Source organism: Glutamicibacter nicotianae, from assembly GCF_016907615.1.
Taxonomy (GTDB): domain Bacteria; phylum Actinomycetota; class Actinomycetes; order Actinomycetales; family Micrococcaceae; genus Glutamicibacter; species Glutamicibacter nicotianae.
Genome location: NZ_JAFBCH010000001.1, coordinates 3,021,524 through 3,034,397 on the forward strand (window position 1 = coordinate 3,021,524; position 12,874 = coordinate 3,034,397).

General features: G+C 61.8%; 12 protein-coding genes, 4 pseudogenes and 1 other annotated feature. Of the genes and pseudogenes, 3 read left to right on the plus strand and 13 right to left on the minus strand.

The window, feature by feature from the left end; genetic code table 11:
* Positions 1 to 138 precede the first annotated feature (138 nt).
* From JOE62_RS14380 to JOE62_RS16850, 9 genes and pseudogenes are all read right to left on the minus strand, one after another.
* Positions 139 to 2,874: an aminotransferase class I/II-fold pyridoxal phosphate-dependent enzyme gene (locus tag JOE62_RS14380; protein WP_204722878.1), complete on the minus strand. Its 2,736-nt coding sequence runs from the start codon at positions 2,872 to 2,874 to the stop codon at positions 139 to 141.
* A gap of 246 nt (positions 2,875 to 3,120) precedes the next feature.
* Positions 3,121 to 3,279, minus strand: a complete 159-nt coding sequence (locus JOE62_RS14385) for a hypothetical protein (RefSeq protein WP_204722879.1) — start codon at positions 3,277 to 3,279, stop codon at positions 3,121 to 3,123.
* Between the two features lie 55 nt (positions 3,280 to 3,334).
* Positions 3,335 to 3,601: an integrase core domain-containing protein gene (locus tag JOE62_RS14390; protein WP_204722880.1), complete on the minus strand. Its 267-nt coding sequence runs from the start codon at positions 3,599 to 3,601 to the stop codon at positions 3,335 to 3,337.
* 26 nt (positions 3,602 to 3,627) lie between these two features.
* Positions 3,628 to 4,507, minus strand: a pseudogene (locus tag JOE62_RS14395) (IS5 family transposase).
* A gap of 71 nt (positions 4,508 to 4,578) precedes the next feature.
* Positions 4,579 to 5,205 (minus strand): hypothetical protein, encoded by a 627-nt coding sequence (locus tag JOE62_RS16345; protein WP_239543403.1) that lies wholly within the window; start codon positions 5,203 to 5,205, stop codon positions 4,579 to 4,581.
* Between the two features lie 355 nt (positions 5,206 to 5,560).
* Complete coding sequence (locus JOE62_RS16780; RefSeq protein WP_420842196.1) at positions 5,561 to 5,791, minus strand: DDE-type integrase/transposase/recombinase; 231 nt, start codon at positions 5,789 to 5,791, stop codon at positions 5,561 to 5,563.
* Positions 5,792 to 5,796: 5 nt separating this feature from the next.
* Entirely contained in the window at positions 5,797 to 6,126 is a 330-nt protein-coding gene (locus tag JOE62_RS16785; RefSeq protein ID WP_204722881.1) for an IS3 family transposase, read from the minus strand.
* Positions 6,124 to 6,255: a sequence feature (AL1L pseudoknot), on the minus strand. It overlaps the preceding gene by 3 nt.
* Positions 6,151 to 6,293: pseudogene (locus JOE62_RS16845) on the minus strand (IS3 family transposase); the annotation flags it as partial. It overlaps the preceding feature by 105 nt.
* A 57-nt stretch (positions 6,294 to 6,350) precedes the next feature.
* Positions 6,351 to 6,476 (minus strand): annotated as a pseudogene (locus JOE62_RS16850) (transposase); the annotation flags it as partial.
* 96 nt (positions 6,477 to 6,572) lie between these two features.
* On the opposite strand from JOE62_RS16850, the pseudogene JOE62_RS14425 reads away from it, so the two are divergent.
* Positions 6,573 to 7,172, plus strand: a pseudogene (locus tag JOE62_RS14425) (transposase); the annotation flags it as partial.
* Between the two features lie 213 nt (positions 7,173 to 7,385).
* On the opposite strand, the gene JOE62_RS14430 reads toward JOE62_RS14425, so the two are convergent.
* Positions 7,386 to 8,951, minus strand: a complete 1,566-nt coding sequence (locus JOE62_RS14430; RefSeq protein ID WP_239543405.1) for an MFS transporter — start codon at positions 8,949 to 8,951, stop codon at positions 7,386 to 7,388.
* 30 nt (positions 8,952 to 8,981) lie between these two features.
* Here JOE62_RS14430 and JOE62_RS14435 point away from each other — a divergent pair, with 30 nt between their 5' ends.
* The gene (locus JOE62_RS14435; protein ID WP_204722884.1) at positions 8,982 to 9,539 is read left to right on the plus strand and encodes a TetR/AcrR family transcriptional regulator; all 558 of its coding nucleotides are present in this window, start codon (positions 8,982 to 8,984) and stop codon (positions 9,537 to 9,539) included.
* Positions 9,540 to 9,816: 277 nt separating this feature from the next.
* Entirely contained in the window at positions 9,817 to 10,026 is a 210-nt protein-coding gene (locus tag JOE62_RS14440) for a hypothetical protein (protein ID WP_204722885.1), read from the plus strand.
* Positions 10,027 to 10,108: 82 nt separating this feature from the next.
* On the opposite strand, the gene JOE62_RS14445 is transcribed toward JOE62_RS14440, so the two are convergent.
* The 3 genes from JOE62_RS14445 to JOE62_RS14455 all read right to left on the minus strand — a co-directional run bounded on the left by JOE62_RS14445 (position 10,109) and on the right by JOE62_RS14455 (position 12,874).
* Positions 10,109 to 10,924 (minus strand): Cof-type HAD-IIB family hydrolase, encoded by an 816-nt coding sequence (locus tag JOE62_RS14445; RefSeq protein ID WP_204722886.1) that lies wholly within the window; start codon positions 10,922 to 10,924, stop codon positions 10,109 to 10,111.
* A 6-nt stretch (positions 10,925 to 10,930) separates the two neighbouring features.
* Positions 10,931 to 11,740: a polyphosphate--glucose phosphotransferase gene (gene ppgK / locus JOE62_RS14450; RefSeq protein WP_204722887.1), complete on the minus strand. Its 810-nt coding sequence runs from the start codon at positions 11,738 to 11,740 to the stop codon at positions 10,931 to 10,933.
* Between the two features lie 69 nt (positions 11,741 to 11,809).
* On the minus strand, positions 11,810 to 12,874 hold the full coding sequence (locus tag JOE62_RS14455; protein ID WP_204722888.1) for an ROK family protein: 1,065 nt from the start codon (positions 12,872 to 12,874) through the stop codon (positions 11,810 to 11,812).

Here is a 12,874-nt window from a genome sequence, read left to right on the forward strand (position 1 = left end):
GCATCGTGCGCGAACCAGGGCCTAGGACGTTGTGCCGGCGGCCATCCAGCGCTCCAGTCCCTGCACAACTGATGCGCGAATCCGCCCGGCAAAACCGGGCGGATTCGCACTGTGTTCAGCTCAAGCCGCTCTGCACGCTCAGGACTGCTGCGCCGCGACCTGTTCCAGGGCTTCGCAGGTGAACACCTGATAGCCCAGATCCTGGTGGTAGCCGTGGATCTCGCGGGTATCGAGCCGGTCCATGTAGTCCAAGATGCCCAAGGTGATCTCCTGCCCCGGAACCAGCACCGGGAAGCCTGGCGGGTACGGGGTGACGAACACCGCCGAGACCACGCGGTCCCCCGCCAGCAGCTGCGTGCGGATCTGCGCCGAGGACAGGAAATGCGTCGCCGGATCCTGGTAGGTAAGGTAGTAGGCCGAGCGCATGTCGCCGCTTCCGCCGCCTCCGGAGAATTCAGGAGCGAAGGCGCTGAAGTCCGGCAGTGGAACCTCTTCGGCCGCAGGCTTCTTCCCCAGCGCCAGCACGCGGCCATCCAGCCGGCGCTTGCGGTCCAGTTCCTCGGCGATCTTCACCAGCACCTCGATCAGGTGCGCCACTGCGGAACGCGTGGTGCCGATATTGGTCATCAGCAGCACCGAGGTGCGGCTGGTCTTGTTGACCTGGATCGAGTGCCCATCCATCAGGTACTCGTGCTTGAAGGTGTCCCCGTCCACGCCGGTGCGGCTGATGTCCAGGGTCAAGCGCGAGGGGTCCACCACGAACTCGTCTGCCGCCCAGGCTTCGTCCCAAGCCGCCAGGCCGTCACGCACCGGGTTCTGCGTCCCGGACTGACGGTACTTCTGCGGAATCAGATCCGTCGAGTGCAGGATCTTGAAATACTTGCCCAGCAGCTCGTTGCGCGCCATGGCCCGCGAAATCGACTGCGCCAAATCGACCTGTCGCTGCACCAGCGCATAGCCTTCCAGCTCTGCCTGCCGGCGGCCGATATCCAGCGAGGCAAGGATCTGGTAGTTCGGCGAGGTGGAGGTGTGGGTCATGTAGGCCTCGCGGAAGGCGTTGAGGTTGCGCACCGCGAAATCCTGGTCATAGATGTGGATCATCGAGCCCTGGCGCAAGGAGGTCAGGGTCTTGTGCGTGGACTGGGTGGAGTACACGCGCAGGCGGACCTGCTCCGGATCCGGAATCAACCGGGTGTCCAGCCAGGCCTGGTCGTTCTCCGGGTGCACAATGGTGCCGGGTTCCGGCAGCGCAACCTGCTGCGCGGCGTAGCGCTCGCGGTATTCAGCGCTTTCCAGTTCTGCTTCCAGCACCCCGGCCACCGTCATCGCGGTCCGCTGGCGGTACATCGGATGGAATCCGGCGAAGGCGAACCATGCCTCGTCCCAGAGGAATACCAAATCCGGCTTGATCGCCAGGCATTCCTCCATCACCCGGCGCGGATCGTAGATGATCCCGTCGAAGGTGCAGTTGGTCAGGGTCAGCATCTTGACCTTGTGCAGCAGCCCCTCGCGGCGCAGCTGCAGCAGCCGTCCCTTGATCTCCTCCAGCGGCACCGCACCGTACATCGAGTGCTCGTTGAGCGGGTAGGCCTCTAGGTAGCTGACGTTCGCCCCGGCAAGCACCAGTGAGTAGTGGTGGGACTTGTGGCAGTTGCGGTCCACCAGCACGATGTCCCCCGGCGCGAGGATCGACTGGTGCACGATCTTGTTCGCCGTCGAGGTGCCGTTGGTGACAAAGTAGGTGCGGTGGCTGCCAAAGGCGCGGGCCGCCAGCTCGTGGGCCTTCTTGATGGAGCTTTGCGGGTCCAACAGGGAATCGAGGCCGCCGGAGGTGGCCGAGGTCTCGGCCAGCAGCAGGTTCTTGCCGTAGAAGTCCACCAAGTCGCGGGCCCAGGGCGAGTTCTTGACCGAGGCGGCACGGGAGATCGGCAGCGCGTGGAAGACCCCGCCAGGGCGCTTCGCGTATTTCTGCAGCGCCGCGAAGAACGGGGTGTCATAGCGGTCGGTAATTTCCGCAAGGATCGAAAGGTGCAGATCCATACGGTCGTTGCGGGAAAAGATCCTGCGGAAACGGCCGGTGATTTCATGGGCAATTGATTCCAGGGCGACCCCGGCGATCAGGTAGACAGGGACTTCGGGCCGCAGGCCGTCCAAAATGTTCTCCAGGTCCAGCAGACCACGGATCGGCTTCGTGGATTGGAAGTAGCGCTCCATGCGGCGGGCGATGAAATTCTTCAGCGTCGAGGAGAGCCGGCGACGCGTGCAGATATCATAGCGGGCGGTGAGGACCACCGCCTGGATGCTGGAATTGATTATTATCGCGGCCAAGGCGTCTTCCACGCTCGGCACCACAACGAAGTTGTAATGGAACGGATCGGTGTGCTGGCGCTGCTCGGCGATTTCTTCCTTGAAACGCTCGATTTCATCCGCCGGCCCATTGTCTACCAGCAGGATTTCCACCATTGGGACCTGCACCTTGCCGTGGCTCGGTGCGCCAGTGACCAGTTGGGCCGGATCCGTTTCCGCCCCTTCATGGCCTTCCAGATCCATGTATTGGGCCTGGGTCCTGAACGCCTGGTTCGCTTGGTAGACCAGCTTCAACGCACTATCGTACTGTCCGACAGACATGAGCCGGGAAACCTCATTGAAGAATTCGATGCCGGGATTCGCCCAGTATGGTTCAATGGCAGCCAGCAGTCCCAGCAACCGGCCGGCTTCCAATTCATGTTCTGCACGGCGTGCTTCCCCCTGGAATTCAGAAGAAATCTCGCTGAGCAGATAGCCAAGGTGTTCCCACGCGTCCTTGCGCTTGCGCCACGCGCTTTCAGGCGTAGCTGTTCCTTGGTTCTTCCCGTAGGTCAACCTCTTGCTCACGGTTGCCGGTCTTCCTTTCACCCCTGCAGGGTTAACTGGTTGTTAACCGCACGAGCGAAGCTGCGCCGCTCGGTATCGTGAGAATATGCCACTTCTGGAACCGTTTCGAACCATTGCGGCGATATTACGCGTTCATTATTGCCTTTCGGATAAGTGTTCACTCCGCGTTTACCGCCGGTGGCCCAGTCCGGATTCGATGGCGAAAACCAGGTAAATTCATGCTGAATTCTTTGTCTGGCTGACCGCTCAGGATCCGGCTGGCTGCCCACCGCTCTTGCGCGCCCCGAGCACCATCGAGGTGCGCAGCTGCACCATTTCGCCCAAGTTGGTCGTGGCGATGAATTCATACAGATCTCGCTGGGTGGGGACGATGACGTCCACCAGGAGCTGAGCATCACCGGCCACCGCTGCGACATATTGTCAAGCCCCGGGTTTTGTAGAGGCTCTTTAACTTGTTTTTCTAAGCAGCCGCAAGGTCCGTCAGGGACAGTTCGGTCCACTGTTGATGGACCTGAGCCGGCGATCTATACCCGAGAGCCGAATGCAGCCGCTGGGAGTTGTACCAGCCAACCCACCTAGACGTCTCAGCCATGACCTCGACCTGTCCAGACCACTGCTTCCGGTCGATCAGCTCCGCCTTATAGACCGAATTCAGCGCTTCGGCCATGGCATTATCGTAGGAATCGCCCCTGGAACCCACCGAAGCAACGACCTTAGACTCGGCCAAGGCCTGCCCGTACCTAGGGCGTGTTGCTAAAGGGTAGTAGTCAGCCAATGCAGTGTCGCGGCGAGGCAGAGCCCGGCGTGATAGTTCCGGGCGTACTTGTCCGAGCGCATCGCGATTCCTCGCCACTGCTTGAGCCGGTTGAAGCACCGCTCCACGACATTGCGTCCCCAGTAGCGCTGGCGCTGGTCTTCACCGAAGTCGATCGGTCTTCCTGGGCGGCGGCGCCGGTGCGCGATCTGATCCGCTCGCTCCGGGATCGTGGCCGCGATGCCATGCCGGCGCAGCCAGGCACGGTTCGCCTTCGAGGGGTAGCCCTTGTCCGCAATCAGGCGGTCAGGCCGTGTCCGGGGCCGCCCACGGGCGCCGGCCACGCTGATCTGCTCCAGCGTGGTGGCCAACATCGAGGTGTCGGCCACCTGCCCGCCGGTCACCAAGAACGCCAGCACCCTGCCCTTGCCATCACAGACCAGATGCGACTTCGTCGTCAGACCGCCGCGGGAGCGTCCGATGGCATGATCAGCCGGCTCCGCCCCGGATTTCTTGTAGTTCATCAGGGCCCCCTGTGGGGCAGGGCAGGGTCGCCCCGCGCTGGTGGACGCGCACGATCGTGGAATCGATCGAGGCCACCCAGTCCAGCTCGCCAGCCTGCTGTGCCAAGGACTGGGTCTTCTCCAGCACCCGCTCCCACACGCCCTGAGCGGCCCACCGGTTGAAGTTCTTGTAGATCGTGTTCCAGTTCCCGAACCGCTCGGGCAGATCCCGCCACGGCGCGCCGGTGCGGAAGCGCCACGCGGTGGCCTCGACCACGATGCGCCGATCCACGGGCGGACGCCCGGTGGTCTTGGCTTCGGGGAACAGTGGGCCGATCACGGCCCAGACCTCGTCCGAGATGACATCACGCGACACCCCTCAAGACTGACGCATCCACCCCTTGAAACCTTTTAGCAACACGCCCTAGGGCGTGAGCCCGGATTGGGTCACGCGGCAGACTGTTCTGTGGCTGCTGTGGTGCCCGGGGCGTGTTGTCGGAACGCCTGCACTGCCACGATCACGAGCATCGCCGCACCGGCCGCCGCGGCGCCGGCCGGCCCGGCCACGTGCATGCCCAGGACCGCCAGGAGTGCCCCGCCGAGGCCGAGGGCGACCATGGACCCGCCGATCCACCAGAACACCGGGGCATGGAAGACCCGAGCGAAGGGGAGGAAGTGCGCGCCGACGACGGCGGCCACCAAAGCGCTCTGGGCCGTCGGGGCATGTAAGGCCTGAGCGACCAGGCGCGTGACCGGCATCAGCAGGAGCATTACGACGACGGCGACCCCGTAAACACGTGCCGCCCCCGGTGCAGGCGGGCGCAGCTCGGGGAAGACCCTGCGGCGGAACAGGATCACTGCAAGGGTGAAGGTGGCCAGGGCGGCAGCCAGCCCGCGCAGTGGGCCCTGTGTCGGTGAGGACACCCCAAGGACGCCGGCGAAGAGGAAGGCTGTCCCGCCGATGACTCCGATGAGCCCGCCGGAGACCACGGGGTGGCGCAGCGCGCTAATCCCGCGGACTGCCGTGGGAGTCTCGGATGGCTGGCGGCCGGCCGTGGTGGTGTGCGTTGTCATCGGATCCCTTCCGTCCGCGTGTGACCGAGTTTATCATCCCATGGGGGCCTCGACGTGGGTGTCCAGGCGGGTATGGGTGGAAGCATGTCCCGGCTCGCCGGCGAGGGTTGTGGTGCGGCTTCGGCCTTCCAGAAACAACCGACTCTGCCTCAGTCGCGCCCGGGCGTGGGCCGGGTGCCTGGCGCACCCCAGGGGAGGATTCGGTCGGGTCTATGGCCATGCACTCCCGAAGGTGGGTGGGAAGGGGGCCGGGTAGGTTAGCCGCCGTGACTAGCACCGCGTCCACCATGTCCACGGGTCTGATGGCATCGCGCGACATGACTCCAGACTCGCGCATTCACCGTCCCCGAATCCTTTAGCAACACGCCCTAATAGACCGGAATTGCACGCCACGATCTGAGTGGTGCACGAGGCCGGTCACGTCCTCACCATCCCTGTATTTCCCTGCCAAAGCCATCATTAACGCGTCCCTGGCCAATGACTCCCGCATATGGTTGGTGACTTGCCAGCCCACGATTTCGCGGGTGAACACATCAAGGATAGACATGGCATAGACCCACCCGGCCTGGGCCGGAACATAGGTGATGTCAGCTACTCAAAGCTTGCAGGGGGGTCCGCGGCAAACTGGCGGTCCACCAGATCCACCGGGCATGACTCTGGATCTGCGGAGCGAGTTCTCGGTTTTCTCCGATTGCGGCGGATCCCGTCAATACCAGCGATTTTCTTTAATCGTTCCACGGTGCACCGAGCAATGGGCCCGAACTGATAGGCATGCTCATTGTTTATTGCGTGCCACATTTTTCGTAGCCCGTAGCAGGAGTAGTTCTCCTCGTATACGTCAAGAAGTTTCGGCAGTAGTTGCTCATCCCGCACGCTGCGGGCTGAGGGCTGTCGTTTCTCGAAGGCATAGTACGAGCTCACGGCGATCTGCGCGCGGGTTCCATGCAACGCGCGGATGATCGGCTCGACCCCGAGCTCGTCCTTGTGCTGATCAATGAAATCAACAGTTACTTTGAGGGGCGGTCGAGCTCCACCCTGAAGAAAGTCGCTGCTTTCTTCAGGATCTCGTTGGCACGTTTGGTTTCGGCCAGTTCGGCGCGCAGCCGTTTATTCTCGGCTTCCAGGTCAATGGACTGCGCTGGTGTCACCGCGCCGCTGTTCTTGTAGTTGCGCACCCAGGTGCGAAGCGTTTCGCTGCTCAGGCCCAGCTCCTTGGCGACGCGTCGGATTGCGCCGTTCGCGGTGCTGGGGTCGGCCTGCGTGTGGATCACGAGGTCAACGGCGCGGATCTTGATTTCGTCGGTGTATTTGATCGGCAAGAGAGAAGTGTTCCTTTTCCAATTTCTTGCGTCTATTAAACCCGGAGCGATCCAAAATACTGGGAACCAGCCCTGGACGCTGACGGGGATCAGCGTGATAACGCGTGGGTGATCGACGCGTCCAAGGTGATAGAGCTGAAGGACTACCTGCCAGGAACCCGGATCTATTTGCGTGCTGAGCCGTTGCATCCCGGGGCGAAAGCGAACCTGTTCGACACGGACGGGAACCGGGTGACCGCGTTCTTGACCAATGCCCCGCGGTTCAACGTGGCGTTCCTCGATGCGAGGCACCGGGCGCGGGGCCGGTGCGAAAACAGGATCAAGTCGTTGAAGAACACGGGGCTGGGCAAGCTGCCGTATTGGTCTTTTGCCGCGAACCAGGCGTGGGCGGACCTGGCGATGCTTGCACTGAATCTGGTGGCCTGGTTGCAGCTGGCCGTGCTGCCCAGCGGGCATGAGGCAAGTTGCTGGGATGTGAAACGGTGGCGGTACCGACTGTTTTCCACGGCGGGGAAGATCGTCTCTGGCGGTAGGCAGCGCCGGCTACTGATCCATGAAAGTGCACCAGAAGCGCAACTGCTATTCCTGCTTCAACAGAGTATTGGCTTGCTGTTCCATCGGTGGCGGCATGGTGAGCTGGCCGCCTGAATTGGCAGTTGTCCTATTGTTCCTTGTTTTTGAAAGGTCCTTTCAGTCCAGGATGGTGGAGCCTGGCACCCTGCGCTGGTGGTTCAGGCGCTTTTTGTCGTGGGTGGAATCGACGGCGGCCACCGGGAATCCTTTGGTACTGGATTCCGGTGGCCGTCAGCGGCCTCATGAAAAATTTGGGCTAATGCGACCAGTGTATGCGACTGGGGTCGCTCACTGCTCTTGTTCCTTCGGAGACTGATTGCTTTTGCGTCCAGCGACCAGAGTCCATATGACGTCGATAACGAAGACAATGACCCATATCTTTCCTGCCCCGGCCAGGAAGCTTGGGATTCCTTCGAGGTCTGGTCGCCCACCGGAAGAGAGGTGTTCGCCGAAGTCGTTGGTGCTGAATGAGTCCACAATCCAGGACAAGCCCATGAAAGCCAATGCGATCTGAGCGATGGCGAAGATGAGCAGATGCCAGCCAAGGCCCGTGAGCTCGGAGTTACTGGTTTTGGACTTTGCTATTTTTGTTTCCTCTTGGTTGTCTTCTGGTTCCCTGACCTGGGGGACTGGCGTATTCATTTCTTCTGAAACGAAAACTGTCGGTGTGATGTTCGGGGTTGCTTCGTGACTGGGGTGGTTGGTGACGCCAGCCCGGCGGACAGCCCACGGCGTAACGATGGCCCCAGCGGCGATCACGACCGCAAACAGGATGCAGGCAACCTGCCACGATGTTGACTCATAGCTGACCCCGGCTATTAGCGCCCCGGCTCCCGCGCCGGCCAGTCTGGCCGACTCGTAAAGACCAAACCCTTTTCCGGCGCGATCACCTGAAACCTCGGCGACGACAGATTGCTCGATCGGGATGATCGCTGCCCATGCTGCAGCACTCAGAATCCACATGGCGGCAATGAGCAAAGGTGAGGGTGCGAAGGCCAATGCGAACGCAAATGTGGCACTGGATAGCGACGCGATTGCTGCGACTCTTCGCCGTCCGATGCGCATGGTGAGCTGGTGTGCTGGTCTTGGAATGATGCTCATCGCAATGGCTCCAGGCAGGAACACTAGCGCGATGGAAACTACGTCGAGCTCGAATGCCCTTTGGAGGTGCAGCAGTAACAGTAATCCAATGGCGGCTTCAGCCAGCGAAGTCAGTGCGGTGGCAATCAGCATTGGTCGCAGCCGCTGCGTCGGAAAGTTTGACTCTCCTGGTTCCGGAAGCTTTGAGGGGCGTCGAGGTGCTGCTGCGATCATCGCCACTGCTACAAAGCATGCGCCGGAAGCAGCCAAGAAGACACCCTGGAAGTTCAGGGAGCCCATGAGTGTCAGGCCAGCGACGAAAGCGACCCATGATCCGGTTTCCTGCCACGTCATAAGCTTCGGGAAGGCAAATGAATCTGAGCCCACTGATTCACTGACTATCGCCCGTAGGGACACCCAGAGCAGCGCGCCTCCGATGCCTCCAAATATGGCGGAGATGAATGCCATTGTTGGGCCCGTGGATAGCGCGTACCCAACGCACGAAATCCCGTACAACGCTGCTCCAGCAGCTGCAATATTCCGGTGTTCCCAAATGTCTGCCAGCAGTCCTGCAGGGAACCTTGCGGCGAATGAAACAAACAGTTCAGCTGCAACTAGCAATCCAATCACCGCTGCATCTAGCCCGAGTGCGGTTCCCGCCCATAAGGGGATCAAGAAATCCAGCAAGTCAGCGGGGCCACCGACTAGCGCTGCCGACCACCTCGCTGCGGACTGGCGCACGGGATCGCTGTGAGTGTGGGGAGGCGATTTCATATTCAGAGAATACACACGTATTCTAGGTTTATGAAATCAGGTGTAGACAAGCGGGACGTCTTTGCTGCATCGGTGCTGGACTTGATCGTCCGCGGCGGTATCCAAGCTGTCAGCATTCGGACCGTTGCTGCAGATTCAGGTTGGTCCGTCGGAGCCTTACAAAAGACGTTCCCTAACAAGGAAGCCTTGCTCCGTGCCGCCGTCGATCTGGTGATCGCCAGGGCCGAGGCGCGTATGGATGCTCTCCTTTTCGTTGGTGACGCGGTGGACTACCTGGTTCGCATGGTTGAAGAGACCTTGCCCCTCGACCAGCAGCGCAGGGAAGAGGCCATCGCTTGGAATGCGTTTGCTGCCGAGGCTGTCCACACGCCTTGGATCGCTGAAATCCTTATAGGCCAGGATGAGCTGGCCTCTGGGCAGTTGGTGGAGGCTTTGCGGGCTTTCGGGGTGGCAGATCCGGAAGCTGCTGCGGCTGGCATTATTGCTGTTTCGGACGGCTTTGCGCTTCGGCTTCTGTATGACCCACGACAGTCGGAGGAGCTACGCACGGCGCTACGGCCCATCATTAATCATTTGCTCAGCATCTAGAGCATCTAGAGCATCTAGGGCAAAGATTTCTACGAGCCAGACAACGGCAGATCGTTCGGTAACGTGCGGAATCAAAGCCGCGATACAACAAGCCTGATTCTCCTATCCACGATGCAACAACAGATATTCGGGTACAGAAAATCGAGACGCCTCGGGAGCACCGCAGCCGAAGATCGTACAGCTCTACGCCTTCCCGCGGCTGTACAACGCCCCGGAGCACACCGGCAATGTCGTCGGCGCGCTGCGCCAGGAGTTTGGCGAGGAGCAGGTCCGCCTGGTGCCGCCGATGATGGGATCCGAGGACTTCGGTTCGCTGGGCGATGCCATCGGCGTGCCGAATGTGTTCTGGATGTTCGGCGGCGCCGACCCGCAGGACCCGGCACCGGCAGGCAACCACTCCCCATTCTTCCTACCTGAGTACCGTGGAGCGTTGGATTCCGGCGTGCGCGCAGCCTTGGCCGGAATTCGCCATTATCTCGGCGCCTAACTAGCCAACAAGAGCGCGAAGGGCCTGGGTGAAGGAAAATTTCCTTCACCCAGGCCCTGAGCTGTTTCAGCTACCCGGCGTGTCAGAGCTGGGCGCGCCCGTCGAGGTAGGCGCCGAGAACCTGCAGCACGCCGTGATCAAGGTTGGACGGCGCAGTGAAATTCGCGGCTTCGGCGACCACGGGATGGGCATTGGCCATTGCGAAGGAGTAGGTGGCGGCCTTGATCATTTCCAGGTCGTTGGGGTAGTCGCCGAAAACTGCGGTTTCATCGGCGCTGATTCCCAGCTTGTCCTGCAACGCATTCAGGGCCAAACCCTTGTGCACGCCATGATTCATCGCATCGACCCAGTGGCTCCCCGAGATCACCACCTGCAGCGGAACTTCCAGCGCCGTCGCCATGTCCTTCACTGCACCGGTGCCGACGTTGATTGCCATCTTGATGATCGAGTCCGCGACCAAAGCCAGGTCATCCACCACCTGCACTGCACGGTAATACGGGGCAATGGCTGCGGCGAACGCTTCATCGGCGCGCTCAACATAGGCGGTGCGGCGTCCGCATAGCACCAATCCGGCATCGAGCGCAGATTGCGCGCGGACGGCCTGGATGACCGCGTCAACCGAGGACTTGCCGATGATGTTGGAGTAGATCTCGTTCTCGCCATGCATCACGACGGTGCCGTTCTCGGCAATGATCGCGATCTCGCCTAAGGGGGCGAACTGCTCGCGCAGGGTGGCGAACTGGCGCCCGGAAGCCGGCACGAACTTGATGCCGCGTTCCTGGAGCCGGTCGATGAGCGCCCAGGATGCCTCCGGGATTTGACCCTCGCCGTCCAGGAAGGTGCCGTCCATGTCAACGGCGACGAGCTTGATCTGGGCGTTCGGGTCTATCGTATGCATAGGTTCCTAGTTGCCGGGATTCAGCGCGCGATGCGCGGCGCCCAATACCCCGGCGGCGTTGTTGAAGCGGGCGGGCACGATCTTGGCACGCAGTTCCAGCTGCGGCAGGAATTTCTCGTGGTCTTCGGAGATCGCTCCGCCGATAATGATCAGATCCGGGCTGCAGAGGAATTCCACATGGGACAGGTAGCGCTGCAGGCGGGCGATGTACTGTTCCCAGCTGAGGTTTTCCTCGCGCATGACTCGCGCGGCGGCCTTGCTCTCGGCATTGAAGCCGTCGATTTCGAGGTGGCCGAATTCGACGTTAGGGAAGAGCACTCCGTCGCGGAAGAAGGCCGAGCCAATGCCGGTGCCCAGGGTCAGCAGCAAGGTGCTGCCCTTGACAGGCTTGCCATTCTCGGCTCCCGCACCCGCGTAGACCTCGGCGACGCCGGCGGCATCCGCGTCATTGAGCACAAAGACGTCGCGGCCCAGGAGCGCACTGAACGAGGCGGTGACATCCAAGCCGATCCAGGCCTTGTCGATATTGGCCGCCGAGTGCACGACGCCGTCGATGACGATACCTGGCACGGTGACACCGGCGGGGATCCCGGCCAGCTCATCGCCGGTGAGCTCCTGCAGGTCGGCAATGATTCCTGTCATCACCTGGGCGACGGCCTCCGGATGCGCGCCTTCTGGGGTGGCGGCCTTGCTGAAGGTGCTCTCAACGAGCTTGCCGTCGGTTCCAACCAACCCGTACTTGATCGACGAGCCGCCCAGATCAAGGCCGATGGCAGCGAACTGCGACGTGGATTCCGATGCGTCAGATGGTGCCATCAGTTCTCTCCCCGGTGATGCACATGTAAATTAAGGACTCTTAACAATATATAGCTTGGATCACTTTGGTCAACGTGCCCGGTAGTTTTCCCACAAGTTGCCCAAGGCGAGCTCCCGGGCACCAGCCAGTGCCCCGCGTGCCGCGGCTTCGGTTCCCAATGCGGAAAGCTGCACATGGACCGGCTTGGGCAGCAACCCATTCAGCTCGCTCTCCAGTGCGGCGCACAATTCAGGGGTCAGGCCCGGACCGATGGCCACCACCCGCTGCGGATCGACGAAGCCAATCAAGTTGGCCAGGACCTGGCCGAACGGCGCAAGGAATGCCGACCAGTTCCGTTCGTCGGCCAGCTTCTCCCAGAGCACGCGGGTCTGGAACATCCCCGCCTCGGCGAGCGCTTCGCGCAGGTTTGTCCCGCCCACCAGCTGGGTCTCCAGCTCGCCAGCGGTGCCGTGCTTGCCGCGGTGCAGCGCACCGTCGATGACCAGTCCTGCGCCCAGGCCAGATCCGATATAGATCATCATCAAGGAGTCTGCCTGCTCCCCCGCTTCGGCCAGGGCCATCCAGTTCACGTCGTTATCCAGCAGCACCGGAACACCGTCAGCAAATTGGCCTGCAAGGTCAGCTCCGGAGGAAGGGAAAATCGGGGTAGCCAGCACGCGCAGCTCGCCATCGCGCTCCACCGGGGCCGATTGGCTCACGGCCGCGGCCAGCAGCGGGGAGCCGAGCTCGGCGGCCACGCGCGAAATCTCCCTGGCCCCCATTTGCGCTACTTCCGCTTCAGTGGTTTGCGCGGTGAGCGGGTAGAGGCGGTCCACCAGGGTTTGCCCGGCCAGGTCGGTGGCGCGGACCTGCAGGAATTCAGCCTGCAGGCACAGGGCCAGCAGGTGGCCGAAGCTGCTGTCCAGCGCATAGTGCTCTGGTACGCGTCCGCGCTTGGGCTCGTTTTCCCGCTCGATGGCCAATGCCAACCCGTTCTCCTGCAGGCGCGAAATCGCCTGCGATGCGGTGGGCTTGGAGATGCCCAGATCCGCGGCGATCCGGGTCCGTGTCGCCGGGGCCTTGCAGAGGTAGTCGAAGACCCGGATGTCGGTCAGGGTTGCCAGGGCACGGGGCCCCGCAGTGGAATCAGTCAC

Coding starts and splice junctions, on each gene's coding strand:
- JOE62_RS16345 (WP_239543403.1), bottom strand. CDS start 5,205: ATGACAACGCACACCACCACGGCCGGCCGCCAGCCATCCGAGACTCCC.
- JOE62_RS14430 (WP_239543405.1), bottom strand. CDS start 8,951: ATGAAATCGCCTCCCCACACTCACAGCGATCCCGTGCGCCAGTCCGCA.
- JOE62_RS14435 (WP_204722884.1), top strand. CDS start 8,982: ATGAAATCAGGTGTAGACAAGCGGGACGTCTTTGCTGCATCGGTGCTG.
- JOE62_RS14445 (WP_204722886.1), bottom strand. CDS start 10,924: ATGCATACGATAGACCCGAACGCCCAGATCAAGCTCGTCGCCGTTGAC.
- ppgK (WP_204722887.1), bottom strand. CDS start 11,740: ATGGCACCATCTGACGCATCGGAATCCACGTCGCAGTTCGCTGCCATC.